24 protein-coding genes are annotated in these 22,217 nt (G+C 53.0%); 19 read left to right on the forward strand and 5 right to left on the reverse strand.

Annotation, left to right across the window (positions count from 1 at the left end; translation table 11 throughout):
• The 10 genes from BMY09_RS05345 (at window position 1) to ribA (ending at window position 7,517) form a co-directional block, all read left to right on the forward strand.
• Window positions 1-678, forward strand: coding sequence for a riboflavin synthase (locus tag BMY09_RS05345; RefSeq protein ID WP_091354964.1), 678 nt, complete (start codon window positions 1-3; stop codon window positions 676-678).
• A 24-nt stretch (window positions 679-702) separates the two neighbouring features.
• Complete coding sequence (gene ribBA, locus BMY09_RS05350) at window positions 703-1,821, forward strand: bifunctional 3,4-dihydroxy-2-butanone-4-phosphate synthase/GTP cyclohydrolase II (RefSeq protein WP_091354966.1); 1,119 nt, start codon at window positions 703-705, stop codon at window positions 1,819-1,821.
• Between the two features lie 5 nt (window positions 1,822-1,826).
• Window positions 1,827-2,300 (forward strand): 6,7-dimethyl-8-ribityllumazine synthase, encoded by a 474-nt coding sequence (gene ribH / locus BMY09_RS05355; RefSeq protein ID WP_091354969.1) that lies wholly within the window; start codon window positions 1,827-1,829, stop codon window positions 2,298-2,300.
• A gap of 1 nt (window position 2,301) precedes the next feature.
• Complete coding sequence (gene nusB / locus BMY09_RS05360) at window positions 2,302-2,778, forward strand: transcription antitermination factor NusB (protein WP_091354971.1); 477 nt, start codon at window positions 2,302-2,304, stop codon at window positions 2,776-2,778.
• A 9-nt stretch (window positions 2,779-2,787) separates the two neighbouring features.
• Window positions 2,788-3,765 carry a thiamine-phosphate kinase gene (gene thiL / locus BMY09_RS05365; RefSeq protein WP_091354974.1) on the forward strand — a complete coding sequence of 326 codons (978 nt, stop codon included), beginning with the start codon at window positions 2,788-2,790 and terminating at the stop codon, window positions 3,763-3,765.
• Complete coding sequence (locus BMY09_RS05370; protein ID WP_091354976.1) at window positions 3,762-4,235, forward strand: phosphatidylglycerophosphatase A family protein; 474 nt, start codon at window positions 3,762-3,764, stop codon at window positions 4,233-4,235. Before thiL ends, BMY09_RS05370 begins: the two co-directional genes overlap by 4 nt.
• Window positions 4,236-4,443: 208 nt before the next feature.
• Window positions 4,444-4,770 (forward strand): PepSY domain-containing protein, encoded by a 327-nt coding sequence (locus tag BMY09_RS05375; protein WP_091354978.1) that lies wholly within the window; start codon window positions 4,444-4,446, stop codon window positions 4,768-4,770.
• Window positions 4,771-4,783: 13 nt separating this feature from the next.
• Window positions 4,784-5,446 (forward strand): response regulator transcription factor, encoded by a 663-nt coding sequence (locus BMY09_RS05380; protein ID WP_091354982.1) that lies wholly within the window; start codon window positions 4,784-4,786, stop codon window positions 5,444-5,446.
• Window positions 5,443-6,795: an ATP-binding protein gene (locus tag BMY09_RS05385; RefSeq protein ID WP_245756506.1), complete on the forward strand. Its 1,353-nt coding sequence runs from the start codon at window positions 5,443-5,445 to the stop codon at window positions 6,793-6,795. Before BMY09_RS05380 ends, BMY09_RS05385 begins: the two co-directional genes overlap by 4 nt.
• Window positions 6,796-6,899: 104 nt before the next feature.
• Entirely contained in the window at window positions 6,900-7,517 is a 618-nt protein-coding gene (gene ribA / locus BMY09_RS05390) for a GTP cyclohydrolase II (protein WP_091354984.1), read from the forward strand.
• Between the two features lie 47 nt (window positions 7,518-7,564).
• On the opposite strand, the gene dxs is transcribed toward ribA, so the two are convergent.
• From dxs to BMY09_RS05405, 3 genes are read right to left on the reverse strand one after another with little or no spacing between them, the layout of a single operon-like run.
• Window positions 7,565-9,337: a 1-deoxy-D-xylulose-5-phosphate synthase gene (gene dxs / locus BMY09_RS05395; RefSeq protein ID WP_091355266.1), complete on the reverse strand. Its 1,773-nt coding sequence runs from the start codon at window positions 9,335-9,337 to the stop codon at window positions 7,565-7,567.
• 5 nt (window positions 9,338-9,342) lie between these two features.
• Complete coding sequence (locus tag BMY09_RS05400; RefSeq protein WP_091354986.1) at window positions 9,343-10,224, reverse strand: polyprenyl synthetase family protein; 882 nt, start codon at window positions 10,222-10,224, stop codon at window positions 9,343-9,345.
• A 4-nt stretch (window positions 10,225-10,228) separates the two neighbouring features.
• Window positions 10,229-10,468, reverse strand: coding sequence for an exodeoxyribonuclease VII small subunit (locus BMY09_RS05405; protein ID WP_091354988.1), 240 nt, complete (start codon window positions 10,466-10,468; stop codon window positions 10,229-10,231).
• Between the two features lie 228 nt (window positions 10,469-10,696).
• Between BMY09_RS05405 and pomA the strand changes: the two genes are divergently transcribed.
• Window positions 10,697-11,461: a flagellar motor protein PomA gene (gene pomA / locus BMY09_RS05410; RefSeq protein WP_091354990.1), complete on the forward strand. Its 765-nt coding sequence runs from the start codon at window positions 10,697-10,699 to the stop codon at window positions 11,459-11,461.
• Between the two features lie 14 nt (window positions 11,462-11,475).
• On the forward strand, window positions 11,476-12,429 hold the full coding sequence (locus BMY09_RS05415) for a flagellar motor protein MotB (RefSeq protein WP_091354993.1): 954 nt from the start codon (window positions 11,476-11,478) through the stop codon (window positions 12,427-12,429).
• 72 nt (window positions 12,430-12,501) lie between these two features.
• Here the strand turns inward: BMY09_RS05415 and BMY09_RS05420 are convergent, their stop codons facing one another.
• Together BMY09_RS05420 and BMY09_RS05425 are read right to left on the reverse strand one after the other, a co-directional pair.
• The gene (locus BMY09_RS05420; RefSeq protein ID WP_091354995.1) at window positions 12,502-12,807 is read right to left on the reverse strand and encodes a c-type cytochrome; all 306 of its coding nucleotides are present in this window, start codon (window positions 12,805-12,807) and stop codon (window positions 12,502-12,504) included.
• Window positions 12,808-12,966: 159 nt separating this feature from the next.
• Window positions 12,967-13,170: a hypothetical protein gene (locus tag BMY09_RS05425; protein WP_091354998.1), complete on the reverse strand. Its 204-nt coding sequence runs from the start codon at window positions 13,168-13,170 to the stop codon at window positions 12,967-12,969.
• Window positions 13,171-13,468: 298 nt separating this feature from the next.
• Here BMY09_RS05425 and BMY09_RS05430 point away from each other — a divergent pair, with 298 nt between their 5' ends.
• The 7 genes from BMY09_RS05430 to BMY09_RS05460 all read left to right on the forward strand — a co-directional run bounded on the left by BMY09_RS05430 (window position 13,469) and on the right by BMY09_RS05460 (window position 22,214).
• Entirely contained in the window at window positions 13,469-13,936 is a 468-nt protein-coding gene (locus BMY09_RS05430) for a hypothetical protein (protein WP_139203136.1), read from the forward strand.
• 138 nt (window positions 13,937-14,074) lie between these two features.
• Window positions 14,075-14,722 carry a 2OG-Fe(II) oxygenase gene (locus BMY09_RS05435; RefSeq protein ID WP_245756507.1) on the forward strand — a complete coding sequence of 216 codons (648 nt, stop codon included), beginning with the start codon at window positions 14,075-14,077 and terminating at the stop codon, window positions 14,720-14,722.
• 217 nt (window positions 14,723-14,939) lie between these two features.
• Window positions 14,940-16,454: an ArnT family glycosyltransferase gene (locus BMY09_RS05440; RefSeq protein ID WP_091355005.1), complete on the forward strand. Its 1,515-nt coding sequence runs from the start codon at window positions 14,940-14,942 to the stop codon at window positions 16,452-16,454.
• Between the two features lie 197 nt (window positions 16,455-16,651).
• Window positions 16,652-18,910, forward strand: coding sequence for a phosphoenolpyruvate--protein phosphotransferase (ptsP, locus tag BMY09_RS05445; RefSeq protein WP_091355008.1), 2,259 nt, complete (start codon window positions 16,652-16,654; stop codon window positions 18,908-18,910).
• 21 nt (window positions 18,911-18,931) lie between these two features.
• Entirely contained in the window at window positions 18,932-19,438 is a 507-nt protein-coding gene (locus BMY09_RS05450) for an MgtC/SapB family protein (RefSeq protein ID WP_091355011.1), read from the forward strand.
• The gene (locus tag BMY09_RS05455) at window positions 19,435-20,574 is read left to right on the forward strand and encodes a flavohemoglobin expression-modulating QEGLA motif protein (protein ID WP_091355014.1); all 1,140 of its coding nucleotides are present in this window, start codon (window positions 19,435-19,437) and stop codon (window positions 20,572-20,574) included. Before BMY09_RS05450 ends, BMY09_RS05455 begins: the two co-directional genes overlap by 4 nt.
• Window positions 20,575-20,645: 71 nt before the next feature.
• Window positions 20,646-22,214, forward strand: coding sequence for a class II fumarate hydratase (locus BMY09_RS05460; RefSeq protein ID WP_217647395.1), 1,569 nt, complete (start codon window positions 20,646-20,648; stop codon window positions 22,212-22,214).
• Window positions 22,215-22,217 lie beyond the last annotated feature (3 nt).

Consider the following 22,217-nt stretch of genomic DNA (forward strand, 5'->3'; position numbering starts at 1 on the left):
ATGTTTACCGGAATAATTGAAGCGGTGGGGGTGATCGCCGCGGCCGAAGAGGTGCAGGGCGATCTGCGTCTGTATATCCGCACCGGTGATCTGGATCTGTCGGATGTAAAGCTGGGAGACAGTATTGCCGTAAACGGGGTCTGTCTGACCGCCGTGGCGCTGCCGGGAGATGGCTTCTGGGCGGATGTTTCCAGAGAAACGCTGGTGCATACCCGGTTTCCTGATCTTTCTCCGGGTGAACGGGTAAATCTGGAAAAAGCGATGCAACCGACCACCCGTTTTGGCGGTCATATTGTCACTGGTCATGTGGATGGGCTGGGCGAAGTGGTATCGATAGAAGCTGATGCCCGCTCGATCCGTTATAAGATCAGCGCGCCGAAAGCGATTGCCCGCTATATAGCCGCTAAAGGTTCGATTACCGTAGATGGCGTCAGTCTTACGGCGAACGCGGTAGAGGGGCATATTTTTGATCTGAATATTGTGCCTCATACGGCGCAGGAAACTATAATAGCCAGCTATCAGTCTGGTCGGAAGGTGCATCTGGAAGTTGATATTATTGCCCGCTATATGGAGCGGCTGATCAACTATACCGATGACAGCGATACTAATTTAACGGAAACCGCCGGTGGGGTGAGTATGGCTACCCTCGCTCAGGCGGGTTTCCTGAACCGCCGCTAGCGCGGCCACAGAGGCTTTAGGTTAATGGAACTGAATACCCCCCAGGAACTGATCGATGATATCCGTCAGGGCAAAATGGTTATCCTGATGGATGACGAAGACCGGGAAAATGAAGGCGATCTGGTGATCGCTGCGGAGATGGTGCGTGCTGATGATATCAATTTTATGGCCACCCATGCCCGTGGACTGATCTGTCTGACGCTGACCCGTGACCGCTGCCAGCAGTTGAAGCTGCCGTTGATGGTGCAGAGTAATGGCGCGCAGTTTTCTACTAACTTTACCCTGTCGATCGAAGCCGCTGAAGGTGTGACTACCGGTATCTCTGCTGCAGACCGTGCCCATACGGTGCGGACGGCAGTCCGCGCAGACGCCAAGCCAGAGGATATTGTCCAGCCGGGCCATATCTTCCCGCTGATGGCGCAGCCTGGTGGTGTGCTGAGTCGTGCCGGTCATACGGAAGCGGGTTGTGATCTGGCCCGCCTGGCGGGGATGACGCCAGCAGCGGCGATTGTCGAAATTATGAATGATGATGGCACCATGGCGCGCCGTCCTGATCTGGAAGAGTTTGCCCAGAAGCATAACCTCAAGATCGGTACCATCGCCGATCTGATCCATTACCGCACCACCAACGAACATACGGTGATGCGTGAAAGTGAAGGGGTGTTGCCAACCGAGTTTGGTGATTTCAACTTCGTCACCTATCTGGATGAGATTCAGGGGTGTACCCATATGGCACTGACGCTGGGGGAGATCACTCCTGAAGAGCCAACCCCGGTACGGGTTCATCTGCGTACTGAGGTGCTGCGGGATGTTGTTGGTGCGGCCCAGGGAGAAGAGCTGAAGTGGACGATGCGCCGGGCTCTGAAAAAAATCTCTGATGAAGGTAAAGGTGTGGTATTGCTGCTGGATACCGGTGTCCGGGTTGATCTGGGCGACGCTCTGAATCAGATGCTCAACACTGAGAAGAAGATCCGTCAGCACAATATCAGTGCTTCAGGTTCCTATCTGACGGTAGGCACCGGCTCTCAGATCCTGCGGGATCTGGGTGTAGGTAAGATGCGGGTGCTGAGTTCACCTATGAAATTTAATGCAATCTCCGGTTTTGATCTGGAGATTGTCGATTACATTGCATGCGAAGAGTAAAGAATATGTCAGTTCAGTATATTGAAGGTGATTTCCTCAGCGGAAATGGTCAGTACGCAATCGTTGTGGGGCGTTTTAACAGTTTTGTTGTCGAAAGCCTGCTGGAAGGCGCGATTGATACCCTGAAACGCCATGGTATCGCCGCAGAGAAGATCCGTGTGGTGCGGGTGCCCGGTGCGTTTGAGATTCCGTTAGCGGTGCAGAAGATCGCCGCACAGAAAAAAGATGATGCCATTATTGCGCTGGGCGCGGTGATTCGTGGCGGTACGCCGCACTTCGAATACGTCTCTGGTGAGAGCTCTAAAGGTGTGGCTCAGGTCTCTCTGGAGTACGGTATCCCAGTGGCTAATGGTATTCTGACAGTTAATTCCATTGAGCAGGCGATTGAGCGTTCCGGCACTAAAGCAGGTAATAAAGGTGCAGAAGCTGCACTGTCTGCGCTGGAAATGGTTAGTCTGCTGCGTCAGCTTGAGGTTTAAGATGAGCGACACTCCTGCACCTAAAAAGCAGAAAAAACCCTCTCTCACAGAGATGCGTCGGGCGGCCCGCAGTTTTGCCCTGCAGGCGCTCTATCAGTGGGAGATGTCCGGGAATGCGGTGGCTGATATTGAACTGCAGTTCCGTATGGATAACGATATGTCAGGTACTGATCTGAGCCTCTTCAATGAGCTGTTGCATGGCGTACCTGCCAATGTCGCGGAACTGGATCGCGCTTATGAGCCCTTCCTGGACCGTGCGCTGGATGATCTCGATCCGATAGAGCGGGCGGTGCTGCGGATCGGTAGTTTTGAGCTGATCAATCGCATTGTCGTGCCCTATAAAGTGGTGATTAATGAAAGCGTTGATCTGGCAAAAATCTTCGGTGCGACCGAGAGTCATAAGTATGTGAATGGCATACTCGACAAGCTGGCTGCCCGGGTGCGTATGACCGAGATAAACGCTAATCGTGGTAAATAAGTCGCTGTGATGACCGGCGAGTTTGAGCTGATCCGGGACTATTTTGCCGATATTGGTGGCGATCTTTCCGGGTCTGTGCAGCTCTCAGTGGGGGATGACTGTGCGGTCATCACGCCGCCCGCTCACCAGGATCTGGTGGTCTCTATCGACACCATGGTCGAGGGGGTTCACTTTCCGTTTGGCACTTCCGGAGACAGAGTCGCTTCGCGGCTGCTGGGCGCTGCACTCAGTGATCTGGCAGCAATGGCGGCCAGCCCGGCTTTTTTCACCCTGGCACTGACGTTGCCTGATACCGATCCGGTCTGGCTGAAGGCCTTCAGTACCCGTCTGGCCGAGCTGGCGCGCCAATATGGTGTGCAACTGGTAGGGGGAGATACCACCCGCGGACCGCTTACCCTGAGTGTGCAGGTACACGGATGGACGCCGGCTGGCAAAGCATTGCTGCGCAGTGGTGCCCGTCCCGGTGACCGGATCTTTGTCACCGGCACACTGGGAGACTCCCGTGGTGGGCTGGAGACTCTGCTGAACAACATCCATGGTGAACAGGTGCCCTACCTGCAGCACCGTTTTTTCTGCCCCGAGCCCCGACTGGATACGGCGTTGCTGATTGCTCCCTTTGCCACGGCGGCAATCGATATTTCGGATGGTCTTCTGGCAGACCTGAATCATATTCTTGAAGCCAGCCAGGTGGGGGCAATGCTCAACCCGGGTGAACTGCCAATCTCTCATGAGCTGCATCACTGGGTGGGAGAAGCGCAGTCACGGCAGTGGGCGCTGAGTGGTGGAGAAGATTTTGAACTCTGTTTTACTGCGCCGGCTTTGGTGGAGCCAAAGCTGGCCTGGGCGCTGCGTGATCACAACGTTGCTGTAACCTGTATTGGACAGATCTCTGAGACGCGTGGGATCGTTCTGGCGGAGGATGGTCAGGTCCTGCCTGTGACGCCTCAGGGTTATAATCATTTTTCTGGAACAGGTAATTTACGATGAATCAGGCTCCTGCATCCGTGTGGCGAAATCCGATCCACTTTCTGGCGTTCGGGCTTGGCAGTGGCGCTTCTCCCTGGGCGCCGGGTACGGCGGGAACACTGGCCGCTATCCCTCTGTTTTTGCTGATTCAGCCGCTCTCTCTGGTCTGGTATGGGGTGTTTTTGCTGGTCACCTTTCTGGTGGGGATCTACCTCTGTGGTCAAACTTCAAAAGATATGGGGGTGCATGATCATGGGGGGATAGTCTGGGATGAATTTGTAGGCTACTGGATAACGATGCTGGCAGCCCCCCCCGGGTGGCTCTGGATTGTTATCGGGTTTGTTCTGTTCAGACTGTTCGATATTATTAAACCCTGGCCGATCAGCTGGGCAGATAAGAAGGTCGCCGGCGGACTGGGTATCATGCTTGATGATGTGCTGGCGGGGTTGATGGCGCTGATCTGTCTGCAACTGTTAACCCGGTTGTTGTAGCCTTTATTCTGCACCACCATCAGATTCACCACTCTTCTGCTCTATCTCCGTGCTTTCAGCTTGATTTCACAGATCGCTGATATTCTTGTCTGACAGTCTGGGATAACTATTCCAGCGTGTTACGGGTATATTTATACTAGTGGGACTGTTTTGAGATGTCGGCTACCGCTGACAAACAGAGGCTGTTGCACAGAGCAGAGGAGTAATAATGAAAGCAATGATGATAAAGATAGCATTTTTACTCCTTCTGGCGTCACCGGTAGCGCACAGTGAGTGGGTTGGGGTGAAAACCCTGGATGCTGAAGCCTGCCGGGTGTTGGTGCAGGCGGGTGAGATTCTCTCAATGAGCGATCTGATGCGGTTGGTCAGTACGCTGTCGGAAGGCAAAATTATTGATACCCACCTGTTGCAGAAAGAACAGCTCTATATTTATGAGATGGAGATAGCCGCTCCCGATGGCATGGTGTCTATGCTCTATGTCGATGCCCGCAACGGCGATGTGGTTGATCCGGTAGCGCTACAGCGTAAAGAGTAGGAGATCGGGACAGATGCGTATTCTGTTAGTGGAAGATGATGCTGCCCTGGGGCCTGAGCTGAAGGCTTCGCTGGCGAAGCATGGCTATGCGGTGGATCTGGCGGTTAATGGTATTGATGGCGAAACGCTCGGCAGGGAGGATATCTATGACCTGGTGGTGCTGGATCTGGGGCTGCCCGACCGGTCGGGGCTGGATGTGCTACGCCACTGGCGGGCACAGAAGAATAATATCCCGGTTCTGGTGCTGACCGCCCGTAGTGCCTGGCAGGAGCGGGTCGATGGTTTTGATGCGGGGGCGGATGACTATCTGCCTAAACCGTTTCATACCGAGGAGCTGCTGGCGCGGATGACTGCACTGTTGCGGCGGGCGAACCAACAGATTACTTCACAACTGCAAACCTCAGGGCTGACTCTGGACGAGAATACCCAGTCGGTTATCCGTGAGGGCACAGAAGTTGCCCTGACCGGAACCGAATACCGCCTGCTGCGGTATATGATGCACAACCCCGGACGGGTCTTGTCGAAGCTGCAGCTGGTGGAGCATATGTACGATGATTGTGCTGAGAACGACAGTAATGTGGTGGAAGCGTATATCAAGATGCTGCGGAAAAAGATTGGCCACGAGATGATCTCCACCAAGCGGGGTCAGGGGTATGTATTCGGAGCCAGCCGTTGAGGTCGATTCAATCCAGACTCAATGTTAATTTTATTGTCGTCACGCTGATTCTGTTCAGCCTGTTCTGGGTGGGGCAAAGCTGGTTTCTGCGACAGATGGCATATGACTTTGTCGCCGCCCGCCTTACCAGCGATGCCTACTCTGTTCTGCGGGCGGTTGAGATGGATATCGGTTCCGGCTGGCGTATCAATGTCGATAACACCTCTTCAGTGTATCAGCAGCCGATGTCAGGTCACTATTACCAGGTCGCGGTGGATGGTAAGTGGTTTTTCTCCCGCTCACTGTGGGATGGACAGATACCTGCTGCAGCGGGACAGGATATTGGTCAGGAGAATATCCGCCTGATTCAGCAGGATGATAAGCCGACGCTGGTGTACTCAAAAACCTTCATGAAACAGGGGCGTGAGATCCAGGTCGTTCTGGCTGAGGATATCAGTCGCATTGATAAATCACTGACTCAGCTGGGCTGGTTGCTGGCTGGGCTGGGGGTGATTGGTCTGATCATTCTGCTGGCACTGCAGATCTTTATTATCCGCCGGGGGCTCAGTTCACTAACCGAGGTTAAACAGGATATATCCCGGTTGAAAGCGGGGGATATCCGCCAGCTGTCGCCTACCAATACCCGTGAAATTGAACCACTGGTAACTGAGATTAACTATCTGGTGCAGAATATGGAGCTGCGTTTGCAGCGTTCCCGCAATGCGGTCGGTAATCTGGCCCATGCCGCAAAAACACCACTCACGGTGATTGATCGTCATATTGATACCCTGCTTGAGCAGGGGGTAACTCAGGGACAGGGGATTAAGGAACAGTCCCAGCGGCTGCGGCAGATGATCGACCGGGAACTGACCCGGGCCCGGATTGCCGGAGCCGCCCTGCCGGGACAGCGGATCTATGTGGGCGAAGAGCTGGAAAAGCTGATTCGCACCCTCAAAGCGATCTACCGGGAGAAGGCGTTGGTGTTCAACCTGGATATCAGCGCTAAAAGTTATTTTCCCGGTGAGCGGGATGATCTGGTGGAGTTGCTGGGCAATCTGCTGGATAACGCCAGTAAATGGGCGCAGAGTCAGATCTGTATCACAGCGCATATGGATGAGCACTGTCTTGAACTGACCATTGAGGATGATGGCCCGGGGGTTCCTGAAGAGGCCCGGGAACGCTTGATGAACCGCGGTGAGCGGCTTGATGAGTCAACCAGTGGTCATGGCCTGGGGATGAGCATTATCAATGAGATAGTGCGTCAGTATCAGGGGCGGATAATACTCGAATCATCCGCACAGTTGGGTGGGCTGAAGGTGATGGTTATGTTGCCCCGCCGTGCTGATCTCGAGCTGGCAGCGCAAAATTAATGCAGCCTAACCTTTAATATTCTGATAATGACCCCATTACAGGGGTATGTGAAAGGCGCTATCACTGCTAGAATAACCGCCTTATTTTTCGAAGGAATCCCTTAGTGTCCGTAAAGTACGCCGCATCATCCAAGTTGCCGACCCCATGGGGGGTCTTTACCATGGTTGGGTTTGAAGACCTGGCATCCGGAAAAGAGCATGTGGCGCTGACCTATGGGGATCTGAATACGGATACACCGGTACTGGCGCGTATCCACTCTGAATGTCTCACCGGTGACGCTCTGTTTTCGCTACGTTGCGACTGTGGTTTCCAGCTGCAGGAAGCACTGAAACGGATCAGTGAAGAGGGCTGCGGAGTACTGCTGTATCTGCGCCAGGAAGGGCGGGGTATCGGCCTGCTGAACAAGATCCGGGCCTACCACCTTCAGGATGGTGGGGCTGACACTGTTGAGGCCAACGAGAAACTGGGCTTTGCTGCAGATATGCGGGATTACAGTATGTGTCAGGTGATGCTTGAGCATCTCGGTGTGACCAGCGTCAACCTGATGACGAATAATCCGCGTAAGGTTAAGGCGCTGGAACAGTATGGCCTCAATGTTGCCGCCCGGGTGCCTCTGCAGGTGGGCAAAAACCGCCACAATGAGCAGTATCTTGCGACCAAGATGGGCAAGCTCGGTCACCTGATGAGTGAACATCATTTTCAGGATGATGAAGAGGAATGAACTTTAAAAAAACCGGCTTACCAGGCCGGTTTTTTTATACCTGGATGTTACAGGCAGCCCTGGATTGACTGGATAATCCCCTGGCTGTCCAGCCCGCACTCCGCCAGTTGTTCTGCCCGGGTTGCATGTTCAATCCAGCGATCAGGAATCCCCAGACAGAGTAAATCGTTATGGTATTGCTGTGTATGCAGGTGCTCACTAACCTCAGCCCCAGCGCCACCTTTGACAGCATGGTCCTCAAGGGTCACCAGCAACGGATGATTTGTGACCAACTGATCGATCAGCGAGTGATCGAGGGGTTTAACAAATCGCATATCCACCAGAGTCAGATTCAGCTGTTCAGCGGCCACCCTGGCTTCATTGAGAAGCGGGCCGAAGTTTAACAGTGCAGCACGCTCGCCCTGTCGTATCACTCTGGCCTGGCCGGGAGGGATGATCTGTGGCGTTGTGGTCGCAACGCCGGGACCTGTTCCGCGGGGGTAGCGTACGGCTGCAGGGCCCTGATATTCATAACCGGTTTGTAACAGGTTGCACAGTTCCTGCTCGTCAGCAGGGGCCATGATCATCAGTCCGGGAAGGCAGCGCAGATAGCTGATATCAAAGCAGCCCGAGTGGGTCGCGCCATCCTCACCCACCAGACCGGCCCGGTCGAGCGCGAACAGAATATCCAGATTCTGGATAGCGACATCGTGAATCAGCTGGTCATAACCACGTTGTAAAAAGGTGGAATAGATAGCAACCACCGGTTTCATCTGGCGGCAGGCCATACCGGCCGCCAGGGTGACTGCATGCTGCTCTGCAATAGCGACATCAAAGAAACGTTCGCTGAAACGCTGCGAAAACTGCACCAGATCAGAGCCTTCACACATTGCGGGGGTGATAGCCACTGTACGGGAATCGTGCTCCGCCAGGTCGCAGATCCAGCGGCCAAATATGTTGGCATAGCTGGATTGTCTTGGTTTTGGCGGGGTAGGTGGGTTGATAGGTTCAATTTTCGTGATCGCGTGATAACCCACCGGATCTTTCTCTGCCGGAGCAAAGCCCTTGCCTTTGAGGGTGGTAATATGCAGAAACTGTGGCCCTTTGCTGTTCAGCGACCGCTGCAGGGCAGGCAATAACTGATTGAAGTCGTGGCCATCAACCGGGCCGTTATAATGAAAGTCCAGGGCTTCAAACAGTGCCGCTGTGGTGGCCCCCATCTTATCTTTGAGGTTTCTCGCCAGATAGGTGGCCAGTCCGCCCTCGTTGCGGGAGATCGACATATCGTTATCGTTCAGAATCACCAGCAGGTTGGCATGGGTATGGGCGGCATGATTCAGCGCTTCAAATGCCATCCCTGCTGTCATCGCACCATCACCGATAACCGCTACGGTTTTATGTTTCAGTCCCTGCAAACGGTCCGCCAGCGCCATGCCTAGGGCGGCACTGATCGAGGTGCTCGAATGTCCGGTACCGAAATCATCATATGGACTTTCGCTGATGCGGGGAAAGGGAGCCAGGCCATCTTTTTGCCGGATACTCAGCAGTTCCTGGCGGCGACCGGTGAGAATTTTATGGGGATAACTCTGATGGCCTACATCCCAGATCAGATGGTCATCCGGTGTCCGGAGCAGATAGTGCAGGGCGATGGTCAGTTCAATCACACCAAGACCGGCACCAAAATGTCCACCGGTCTGGCCAACCGTGTAGAGCAGAAATGCGCGCAACTGTTCAGCCAGCTGAGGCAACTGCTCTACCGTTAGCTGTCGCAGATCCGCCGGAATACTGATCTGATCCAGCAGCGGTGTGTGCGGCCGGGATTCCGGGATAGCATAAAACATAGTCATCAATACTGGCGCTCAACAATGTAGTCAGCCAGCCAGTGAAGCGGCGCAGCTGCATCTTTAAAATAGTCGATACTGGCATGGGCCTGTTGATTCAGCTGAACCAACTTTTGCTTTGCGCCTGCCATTCCCAGCAGCGCCGGATAGGTGGATTTCTCCAGTAACAGGTCGGAGCCCTGCGGTTTACCCAGGGTTTCAGTATTACTCTCAATATCCAGAATATCGTCTTTTACCTGAAAGGCCAGACCGATAGCACGGGAGTAAGCGTTCAGCGCCTGCAGATCGGTGGCGCTCGCACGGTTGCTCGACAGGGCACCCAGCTCAACACTGGCACTGATCAGGGCGCCGGTTTTATGCTGATGCATCAGTTCAAGCTGTTCCACCGTGATTTGCTGGCCTTCATTGCAGAGGTCGATAGATTGCCCCCCCACCATGCCCCGATAACCACTGTTACGAGCCAGTATGCCGACCATCTTCAGACTGATCTCTGTCGGCAGGGTTGTGTCTGCCGCCAGTAGCTCAAAGGCCAGCGCTTGCAGACCATCGCCCGCGAGAATTGCAGTGGCCTCGTCAAAGGCGATGTGGCAGGTAGGTTTGCCCCGGCGCAGCTCATCGTCATCCATTGCCGGAAGATCATCATGCACCAGCGAATAACTGTGAATACATTCAATCGCGCAGGCCGCGGCATCCGCTTGCCCGAGCTGCCCCCCCAGCAACTGGTTGGCCATATAGACAAGCACAGGGCGAACCCGTTTGCCGCCGTTGAGGAGGGAGTAATGCATCGCCTGGCGAACCCGGTCGGCATCACAGGTATGGCTGAGAACTGTCTTGAGCTGTTGTTCGACCCGGTGCTGATATTGCTGCAACAGCGGTTTAGCGTCCATCAGATCACTCCTCTGGGAGGTCAAAGGGAACCTCTTTTAACTCCCCATTTTGCTCAATCAGCATCTGCACTTTTTGTTCGGCATCGGCGAGAATAGACTGGCATTCACGGGTTAAGCGGACCCCTTGTTCGAAGGTCTGCAGTGACTGTTCCAGAGACAGTTCGCCCTGCTCCAGCTGGTTAACCATGGTTTCCAGTTGTGACAGAGAGGTTTCAAAATCAGGTGTTTTTTTCTTTGCGCACATAGAGCATACCGTCGGTGTTGGAACCGTTTAAAAGGCGACAAATTACCGGACAGGCCGGTCAGGGTCAATCAGACCCATAAATTGTACTCTAAACAGAGGGATATAGGGGGAACCCGGTCAAAATTTTGGTATCATCACGTTAAAGTTTCACCGCTATGCGGGCGATAACGTATGACTGTTCAGACCGTTCAGAGAGCTGAAGCAGTCAGAGACACGAAGGGGATTTGTGTGGATTTAGCAACACTTGTTGGATTGATTGGTTCATTAGGCATCGTTATCGCCGCAATGGTGCTCGGTGGTGATCCCGGTGTGTTTGTCAACGTACCGTCAATGCTGATCGTTATTGGCGGTATGCTGCTGGTGGTGTTGATGAAATTTACGCTGGGACAGTTTCTCAGCGTTGGTAAAGTCGCCGCCAAAGCATTTCTGTTCAAATCGGTCAGTCCGGAAGAGATTATCACTGAAACGGTGGAGCTGGCTGATGCTGCCCGAAAAGGGGGGCTGCTCTCACTTGAAGATAAAGAGGTCAGCAGTGATTTTATGCAGCGGGGCATCCAGTTGTTGGTGGATGGTCATGATCCAGAGGTTGTCAAAACGCTGCTGAATAAAGAGATGAAGCTGACAACGGATCGCCACCAGACCAGTATCACCATTTTCCAGGCAATGGGGGATGTGGCTCCGGCGATGGGGATGATCGGAACACTGGTGGGTCTGGTGCAGATGCTGTCAAATATGTCTGATCCAAAATCGATTGGGCCAGCGATGGCTGTCGCGCTGCTGACCACTCTGTATGGTGCAATGGTGGCAACCATGATCGCCCTGCCAATTGCCGATAAACTCTCTATCCGCAAAGAGGAGGAAAGCCTCAATCAGGCGCTTATTATCGATGGTTTGTTAGCCATTCAGGCGGGTCAGAACCCCCGGGTGATTGAACAGATGTTACGCAACTATCTGCCTGAATCGAAACGTGCAGTCGCTGCAGAAGAGGCTTAAAGGGACATACTAAGATGAGTGATGAAGAACTCGAGTGTCCCCCCTGTCCCGCAGGTCTTCCCGGATGGCTGGCAACCTTCGCCGACCTGATGTCGCTGCTGATGTGCTTTTTCGTACTGCTGCTGTCATTTTCGGAGATGGATGTACTGAAGTTTAAGCAGCTGGCGGGGTCGATGCGCGAGGCGTTTGGGGTGCAAAATCAGATTAAGGTTCAGGATATTCCCAAGGGAACCAGTATTATTGCACAGGAGTTCAGCCCCGGCCGGCCGGAGCCTACACCCCTGAATGAAGTCAGGCAGATGACTCTCAATAATGACCTGCAGACCCTGGACGTCAGAACCCAGGAGGGGGAATCTGATATCAGTGATAAGCTGGAAGGGGAAACGGCGGACAAGTTGCAACAGATGCTGCAGCAGATGGAGGCTCAGGCTGAGGCTGCAGCGAAGAAAGAGGCGGTTGAGTTTGCAGCGGCTTTGCGGCAGGAGATAGGTCAGGGAAGTGTTGAGGTCGATACCGATGGCCGCAAGATTGTCATTCGTGTTAAGGAGAAAGGCTCGTTTGATTCCGGTTCTGCTGAATTAAAGTTCGCTTATATACCTGTCATAGCCAAGATCCGTGATGTTTTGCTGAATGTCGGAGGTAAAGTGGCTATCGAGGGGCATACCGATAATATTCCCGTGTCTGGCGGGCAGTATGAGTCTAACTGGGGGCTGTCTACCGCCCGGGCTCTGGCGGTTGGCCATGAGCTGTTTGCCGATCCGCGTATCGATCAGTCCCGCTTTACCATTATCGGCTATGCCGATACTAAGCCTCTGGCACCAAACAATACCGCAGAAAACCGTAGTATGAACCGTCGGGTAGAGATTATTATTCAGAAAGGGGATGACCCTGAAGCACTGAAAAAACTTAAAGCGCAGGGGGCGAATGATAAAGAGTTCGGCCCGTTAGAACCTCAGGAAGTGTTCTGAAGCGGTTGTAGATCTGAAGTTCTTCAGACAATAAAAAACCCGGAAAATCCGGGTTTTTTAATCTGAGCTCTATTATTTAGAGTTATCCAGCATGTACTGGATAGCACCTTTCAGTTCGCTTTCGGTGCAATCCATGCAGGTGCCTTTGGGTGGCATTGCATTCAGGCCATTAGTTGCACTGACCAGCAGAGCATCGATACCTTTTGCAGCGCGAGGGCCCCACTGTTCAGCATTACCAAATATTGGTGCTCCTGCTGCGCCAGTCATATGGCAGGCCATACACTTAGTGTTATACAGAGTGGCACCATCGCGTTCAGCCATGGCAGCTACAGGGGTCATCAGCATGGCAGTGACTGCCAGAATCATCGTTTTTTTCATCTCATCTCACCTTTTTAGTATCCGTTTATCGCTGCCGTATCACCGGCCCCGGAATTTTTAGTCATCGCAGTGTATGCATATGGCTACTTACTGTAAATACCTCAAAAGGTCTTAATCGAAGCTGAATCGTGAAAAAATGATGCAGAGCAAAAACGGCTCTCAGGCACGCAGGCTCATGGCGTAGGTTGCCTGGTTGTGCTGGTTTGAGGCTCTCAGCTGTTGCTGTTTACGCTGTTCAATATAGTCTGCGTAGAGCGACATCGCCTGTTCGGCAGGGAGGTCGATAAGATGGATGATCTGTTCGGCGCTGTGGCCATCCCGCATCAGTTGTCCGATCTGATGCTCAATTGAGTTTGTCTTCATTGTTTTAAACCTTTCTTTTATTTAGCCGATATAGTTTCTTAGAAAAGTATGACAAAACAGTTTCAAAGGTTAAATTTCCTATTTATTACAGGGTTTTTGTTGTCGGACAGGGGCGGAATAGTATATGTTCTGTTTTATACTCAAAATGAGAGATCTGTTTGATTAAGCCGCTGAATGGGTGAAATGCACAAGTAAAACGGACTTTACATAAAATTATAACAAGGGGGGGACAATGGATAAGGATACTGCTCACAGGGCTGGCTCTGAAGACGCTAAAAAATCTATTTTTGGAGGGGGTATGCCAACTAGCCTGCGTGCCAGTTATGATGCCGATGAACTGGCTCAGAAGCTGGGCTTTGTTTCTTTTTCAACCGATTTTCTGATTCGCTGTTACCGGGTATTTGATGGTGATATCAAGTCGGCCATCATTTTTAATGTAATATCGCTCTGGGCGCTGCGTCAGCGCGAAGATGCGCAGGACCGTCAGGATGTGGCAGGTTTCTCCTGCAACAATCATTCAATCAGTATCGCTACCGGAATCCCTTACGAGACCGTTCGCCGCAAGGTTAAAGCGATGGTTGAAAATGGCTGGTTAGAGTTTAGTGACTCTTCACATGTGGTCTTAAACTCTGATAAGTGGCGCGAGGTGTTGAGTGAAGTGATCGACCCTGAACGCTGTGTTGTGGGTTATGTCCGTAGTACCGATGTTGCACCCACATTTGGACGTAGCGAGCGCCGCGGAAGCCCTGCTGATCGTCGCAGCTGACACTGAATCATCCGCATAAACAGGGGTCGCAATAGCGGCCCCTTTCTGTTTTTGTTATTTAGTTCATAGCGAATGCAGAAATAGATTGCCGGTGACGTTGTTTTTCTGTCAAATGCGCTTTTCTAAGTAGTGTGACGAATGGGAAGCACGCCAATGTCATCCAGCGAGTTATTTGACCGCATCGCTCATGAGATTTACCAGCAGGGTTATTGTGTTATCCGCCAGGCGTTGCCTGAAAAACTGGGTATGGCGCTGGCTCGGGAGGTCAGGACTCTGCCTGATGATCGTTTCAGCCGGGCCGGGATTGGTCGTCAGGCCGATTATCAGAATGTAGAAGCGATCCGGCGTGATGAGATCTGCTGGATCGATAACTCGACGCCTGCCGGGCAGGAATGGCTGCTATGGACAGATGGTCTGAAGCAGGCGCTGAACCGGCGCTTGTTCCTGGGGTTGTTTTCCTTTGAGAGCCATTACGCTCATTACCGCGAGGGTGATTTTTATAAAGTCCACCTCGATGCCTTCAGGGGGCAGCAGAACCGGGTGCTGACGGTGGTGACTTATCTCAATCCGGACTGGACAGATAATGATGGTGGTGAGTTACTTATTTATCCGGAAAAAAGCGGCGTCCCTCTGCTTACTGTGCAGCCAGAGTTTGGCACGTTGGTTGTATTCCTGAGTGAGGAGTTCCCCCATGAGGTGTTACCGGCCAGAGCTGACCGTTATAGTATTGCTGGCTGGTATCGCATCAACACATCTGACCGCAACCGGGTCGACCCTGAACTGTGATGCCCTCCGCGGCTTTGGCTGAGTGGAAGCTCAGGAGGCGATGCGGGAAGCTATTGTCGAGACATCAACATGGAAAACACATCGGGTGTATCGCTCCGGGCGATCTGTCATAGGGCTTGTGGGGCTATGAGCGTGAATACCAGCGACAGCGGTATTCGGATTATCCGGTCTCAGTGATAACATAGTCTCCCCTATCATTTCGGAATAAGGACTACCGGTGCCCCTCTCTGATAATGCGACCTCATCCCCCCGCCTTTTTATATATCTGCTGAGCGGTTATATCCTGGTGCATCTGCTGATTCGTCTGGCGATGGGGGGAACGCTGGAGCTGGATGAGGCTGAGCAACTGATTCTCGGTCAGCAGTTAGAGCTGGGCTATAACACGCAGCCCCCTCTTTATAGCTGGTTACAGTGGTTTTTCTTCCAGTTGTTTGGCACTGGGGTGCTGGCGCTGGCGCTGCTGAAATCGCTGCTACTTTTTTGTATCTATCTGTTTAGCTGGCTGACGGCGGGCAAGCTTATCGGGAATCAGCGTATCGCGTTGCTGGCGGCTTTCTCGTTGTTCCTGATTCCCAGTATCGCCTGGGAATCGGTCAGAGACCTGACCCATACCGTGCTGGCGACGGCGATAGCGGCGGCTACCTTCTATACCGCTATCCATATCTATCAGAAGCGTTCCCTCTTAGCCTATGTATTACTGGGTGTATTGCTGGCCAGCGGGATGCTGGCTAAGTACAGTTTTGGACTGTTTGCCCTGAGTCTGCTGCTGGCGGCGTTGTCGATACGGGAGTATCGCCGTCTGATTATGGACTGGCGTATCTTGGTTGCTGCGGTTATTGCTCTGCTACTGTTTTTGCCCCATCTGTTGTGGGCGATGGATCATCTGGATGAGATCAGGGGGTTCATCAGCAATCAGGTGGGTGAGGGCAATGGGGGAGGCTATCTCTCCGGGGTTATCAGCGGTGTCTCCAGCCTGGCGAAGAATATCACTGAGTTCCTGATTCTGGTATGGCTGGTACTGACGTTGTTGTGTCCTTCACTATATCGTCCGCTACCGGGCAGTGATCTGAATATTCACCGGCAGCTCGCGGGCCGCTTTCTGATGGTGGCGCTATCGGTGTGTCTGGTGCTGATTCTGTTGTTTGGCATTACCCAGTTTCAGAGCCGCTGGTTTCAGCCCCTGTTGATTATCTTTCCTCTATATCTGCTTAGCAGGGCGGAAGCGGCAGGATTGTCTTTCCGGCGTGAGAGACTGCTGCGTTGGGTGATTATATTTTTTGCGCTCATCGTGATGGTTCTGAGATTCAGCCAGTTCTGGCTGGCTCCTTATGTGAAAAGCAATGCTAACCGGATGCAGTACCCTTCAGCGGCCCTTGCCGGGCAGCTAGAGCAGGAAGGCTTTAGCGGCGGTACGGTTATTGGTGATAGTAATCTGACGGCTGCTAATATTGGCCTCTATTTTGAGGGCGCGCGGCTGTTGAGTCCGAGAACTGAGTTTTTCATCGCGGACCAGCACGGCGTCGGAGGGCAATGTCTGATCGCCTGGAAAGCCACTCGCCAGGACGCTATGCCGGCCGGCCTGGCACACTATCTTGATGCCCTGGGGATTGTTGTCAGCGATGCTGAGCAGCGCTATATCAGCGCCCCCTATCAGTATTCTGACCGCGGCGAGTTTCGCCTCGGTTTTGTACTACTCAGTTCGGCTTCGCTCTGCAATACCCCGGCAAACTGATAAATATCGCGGTCGGTCAGGCACCCGGTCGGACTGGGGCAATTAAGTGAGCCACAGTGATTATAATTGATTGTCTTGATGCGTCGGGAGCGATATAAACTTAATGTAAAGGGGGATGTTGTCTGTCTCGCTTGCTTTATCCGGTGAGCAGGACAGGGGTTAACGTTGCTCAGGGTTGTCAAAACAAGGCGTGTGTTATGAGTCAGAATTCCAGTGAAAGTGCCTTTACTAAACTCACACAGATTATTCAGTCAGCCGCGAAAGCAAATACCATTGAAGCGCAGGTGCAGCACATTGTTGAGGCGATCAGTGAAACCCTGCTGGTCGACGTATGCAGTCTCTATCTGCGGCAGCCGGATGATAGTCTGAGGCTGGTGGCCAGTCGTGGACTGATTCGTAACCATCCGGTTGTTATTCCCTCTAAGCAGGGGTTGGTGGGGCAGGTGATGCAGCAGCAGAACACCATCAATATCAAAGACCCGGATCAGCACCCTGGTTATTTCTACGTTGCAAACTCTGAGGAGGAGCAGTTCCATAGTTTCTGTGGCGTACCACTGGTTTACCGTGCTCAGGTGAATGGTGTTCTGGTCGTGCAGAGCCGTCGTGCTGAAGTGTTGCCGTCCGATCATGTTGCGCTGTTCTCTACCCTGGCAACCCACCTGGCGATGCTGATAGCTACCTATTCAAAGGACCTGTTTGTTTCGCCATCTGAAGCAAAGTTATATCAGGGGATCAGCGGTGCACAGGGAGTAGCGCTGGGTAGAGCATTCATTCGTAAAGAGTCCGGACTTGCCGAAATTCAGAAGCTGAAAGCCGATGATGTAGGAACCGAGCAGACGCGCTGGGTAAGCCTGAAAGCGGAAGCAATGAGCGAATTGCGGGAAGAGCGCGACACCGTCTGCAGTACGTTGGGGGAGGGGCTTGCCTCAGTACTGGATGCCTATCAGATGCTGTTAAAAGATGCGACATTTGAGCAGCGAATTCTGGATGAGGTGGCGCAAGGCTATCAACTGCCCTGGGCGATCCGGCAAGCGGTCAGTTTTTTCTCCGATAAATTTAAAGAGATGGATGACCCCTACCTTCGGGCCCGTCATGAGGATATTGAACAGCTGGGCGCTAAGCTTTATCAGATCTGGCAGCGTACCTCAGAGCCACAAGCGCCGGCAGGAAATGAACCGCTGGTTCTGGTGGGTGACCAGATCAGCGTGTCTGATATTGTTAATCTGGCTACTGACCGGCTGGCGGGTATCGTCTGTTTTGGCGGGGGCTCGCTATCCCATATAGCGGTATTTGCCAATGCCCTGGGCATCCCTGCGGTGATGGGGCTGGGGGAGGTCTCAGTCCAGAACAGTGAGCAGGTTGTGGTTGATGGTGATGCCGGTCAGGTGATCTGCTCTCCCACAAGATCGGCCCTCAGAGAATACAAACGTATTATCTCTGAACGACAGACACTGGCAAATCGTTTACAGGCTGACAGTCAGTTGCCCGCGGTGACTAAAGACAATGTCAGAGTGACATTGCTGGCGAACTCCGGATTGCAGGCTGATGTTTTGCCCGGGCTGAGATTTGGCGCCGAGGGGATTGGCCTGTTCCGTACCGAAGTCCCCTTTATGGTTCGTTCCAGTCTGCCTTCTGAAGATGATCAGGAAAAGATCTATCGCAGACTTATCAGTCACTATAAAGATAAACCTGTCTATTTTCGTACTCTGGATATCGGTGCCGATAAACCGTTGTCATATCTGCCATTGGTGAAAGAGGAAAACCCGGCGCTGGGATGGCGGGGGATTCGCTATATTCTGGATAACCAGCCACTGTTAATTACTCAGTTACGCGCTTTTATGAAGGCGGCAGCTGGTAGTGAGCATGTTCATCTGATGTTGCCGATGATTGCTTCAACCGAGCAGCTGGACCAGTGCCTTGCCATACTCAATGAAGTGCATCATCAACTGATAGAGGAAGGGGTACAGGTCTGCCGCCCCAAAGTTGGCATTATGGTAGAGGTGCCCAGCTGTATCTCTTTGCTGCCGTTCTGGCGCGATAAGCTCGACTTTATCTCTATCGGCACCAACGATCTGAGTCAGTATCTGCTGGCGCTGGATCGTAACAGCCCGCTGGTCGGGAAATGGTACGACTCGCTTCATCCCGCTGTGATACATGAGTTGCTGCGCATCAGCACAATGGCTAAGCAGATAGATCTGCCGGTGAGCGTTTGTGGGGAGATAGCATCTGACCCGGTTGCGGTCATTCTGTTGGTAGGTATGGGGATTCAACAGCTGAGTATGAGTGCCGCGAAGATTCCGCTGATTAAATGGATCTTGCGGAACATCTCCAGAGAGCAGGCAGGCGAACTGCTTGCTGAAGCGTTGCAGCAGGATAATGCCACCGCCATCCGCCAGCTGGGACAGCAGTTTCTCGCGTCAAAACAGCTATTATTTAACGAGACCACGCCAAGATAGAGGCAATCGACTTTGAGTACAATGGCGTTATCAACGGACCTGGCGGCATGGATTAATATCGCCCCCTACCACTGGAGTGCAATCGGCACCGCGCTTTTTTGTGGTGCAGTGATTGGCTGTGAGCGACAGATCAGGGGCAAGCCTGTTGGCATCCGGACCTCCGCGCTGATCACCGTTGGAACCTACCTGTTTCTCGCCAGCGCACTGCTGCTGCAGGGTGAGACCTCTGATCCTACCCGGGTGTTGGGGCAGGTGGTCACTGGCATCGGCTTTCTGGGGGCGGGGGTTATGCTGTCAAAACATGGAGCTGTCATCGGTGTAACCTCGGCCGCAGCGATCTGGATACTGGCCGCGTTAGGCGTGCTTATCAGCATGGGCCATCTGCTGCCTGCTATCAAACTGTCGCTGCTGGTGGTGTTGATTTTATGCGGTGTTGAGTTTATTGAAAACCGTCTGCGTGTGCTGACCCGCGGTGTACATCAAAAAATAGACCAGACCCTCGGGCGTTCTGGAAGGACAAAACTATGAGTACAACTGAGCTGATAACAGCACCGTTGAGGAAGCTGGATAATGAGTTGTACGATCTGGTTAAGGGCTTCAATATTCTGGACAGTGTTAGCCCGGTGAACTACCGGCAGGAAAAAGCTGCGTTTTTTGAATCCAGTTTTTCCCGCAGCCCGGCGTTTGTGTATGCAACTCAGAAGGTCGACTCATTCTGTCTTAAACGCAGTCTTTTTAACCTTCCGGTTGATAAACTTGCCGACCCGGAACTGAGCCAGTTATACAGCGATGTGATCGAGTCTTATGTGGATAAGATTGATCAGTATAAGTCGATCGGCACTGCCGATTTTCTCTACGAGTCGTTTCGCTATTATGGCGAACCCAGCGAAAAAGATATCCGCAATGCTAACTTTATTCTGCACCTGCCCGACCCCGATCCGGGCCGTGATGAGATGCTATGCGCGGATGAGATAGTGAGCCGGCTTGAACGGTTTGCTCAGACGGAAGGCTATGAGTATCAGATCCGCCTGGAAGACAGCATGATTGCTAATGCGCTGGTGTCCGGGACGACGGTTAAAGTTAACCGCTCAGCCAGTGTATCTGAAACGGAAGTTGATGCCCTGGCGCATCATGAACTGGGGGTGCATCTGGTTACCACCCTGAACGCCCGCCGCCAGCCGTTAAAAATCCTGTCGATGGGTTGTCCGGTTAATACCATGACGCAGGAAGGGCTGGCGATACTCAGTGAGTATCTGGCCGGATGTATGACTCTTCCCCGGCTGAAAGTCCTTGCTTTAAGGGTGCTGGCGGTTGAATCGATGGTTGAGGAAAACGATTTCAAGAAAACCTTTCTGTTCCTCAAAGAGCAGCATAACGTTGCCGATGAGCAGGCGTTCACCATTACTGCCCGGGTGTATCGTGGGGGCGGTTTTACCAAGGATTATCTTTATCTGCAGGGCCTGCATCAGATGCTGAATGCCTATGAAACCCGCCCCGATTTTAACAATCTGTTGTCGGGTAAGGTTTCAATTGAACATCTGTCGGTTATTACCGGATTGATCGATAAAGGGTATCTGTTCAAACCTGAGCTGATCAGTCCTGCTATTGCCCATCCACAAGAGAATGATGCGATTCAGAAATTTATCACGCATGCGATTAAATAGAGAACTGACCGGGTTTAGTCTATGGTTTAAGCAGTGGAGGCTGCTGTTTCAGCGCCCGGAGTTAAAGGTTTATGAGTATGTCAGGACCGGCTGCACTGATAGCGTCCCTGACATGGGCTGTGACTTCGCCTCTGCTGACAACCGGAGGCACAGGAGAGATGAAGAAAAGCGACACTGCAACACCTAACAGCGATTCAGCCAACGGGTCTGGCGACAAAACCGCAGCCCAGCATAATGACGCCTCACAGGCTAAGGGGTATTTTGCCCCGGTCAGCGTCGATGAAGGGGCGCTGTGGGGAGTGCAGACACAGCGATCACTGATCAATTTCAATATCGGCCAACAGCGCTTTGAAGCGGATTTTATCGATGCCCTGGTGCATATAAAGCGGGTGTGCGCTGAGGTCAATCATCGTCAGGGACGACTCCCGGACGATCTGTATGACGCCATAACCCAGGCCTGCGACGATCTGCTGGGCGGTAACCATCGGGACCAGTTTCCCCTGCGGGTGTGGCAAACCGGTTCGGGTACCCAGACCAATATGAACGTCAATGAGGTGATCACCACTCTGGCTAACCGGGCACTGAACCCGGGCGAAGATGCATCTGAGGACGGTGCGAAGGTTCACCCCAACGATCATGTCAATATGTCCCAGTCCTCCAATGATGTATTTCCAACGGCGATGCGTCTGGCCGTGGCGCAGCAAAGCGATGACATACTGCTGCCTGCGCTCAATCAGCTGATGACCGCACTGAATGATAAACAGACAGAGTTTGCCGCTATCTATACCGTGGGCCGCACCCACCTGATGGACGCGCTGCCGGTGACAGTGGGTGCAGCGTTGTCGGCACACATCACACAGCTGAAAGAGGCCGCAGAGGCGATACAGGAAAGTCTGAAGGCGGTCTGTAAACTGGCAATAGGCGGCACAGCAGTGGGGTCGGGCAGTAATGCCCCGGAGGGCTTTGGCGATGAGGTTGCCGCGGGTCTGGCACAACGATACAGCCTGCCCTTCAGCCGCCATGAAAATCTTTATGCGGCGGTCTCCGGTGAGGATGCCTCACTGCGTTTCAGTGCTGCCCTGAAGCAGCTGGCCGCGGTGCTGCTGAAACTGGCCAATGATTTTCGTCTGCTGGGTAGTGGCCCCCGCTGCGGCCTGAATGAGTGGCAACTGCCCGCCAATGAGCCCGGCAGCTCGATCATGCCGGGTAAAGTGAATCCAACCCAGTGCGAAGCCCTAAGCATGGTGTGCCTGCAGGTGTTTGGTAACGATCTGACGGTGTCGATGGCGGCCTCGCAGGGCCAGCTGCAACTGAATACCTATCGCCCGGTGATTATCCATAATCTGATGGAAAGCACCGGATTGTTAGCCGATGCGATGAACTCGTTTGCCGTGCATTGTGTGGCGGGACTGGCACTGAACCAACAGCAGATCAGATCGAATATGGCGCATAATCTGTCAATCATCACCCTGTTGGCTCCGCAGATTGGCTATGATACGGCGTCTGCGATTGTTCACGAAGCGCACCTGAACAACAGCTCGCTTTCAACCGCCGCGCAGGTGCTGGGGTATTTCGAGGAGCAGGCGTTTGAATCTTTGATGCGCGATGTGCTGGATCAGCAGTTAAAAGTGAAGCGCTGAGCT

Source organism: Amphritea atlantica (assembly GCF_900111095.1).
Lineage (GTDB): Bacteria > Pseudomonadota > Gammaproteobacteria > Pseudomonadales > Balneatricaceae > Amphritea > Amphritea atlantica.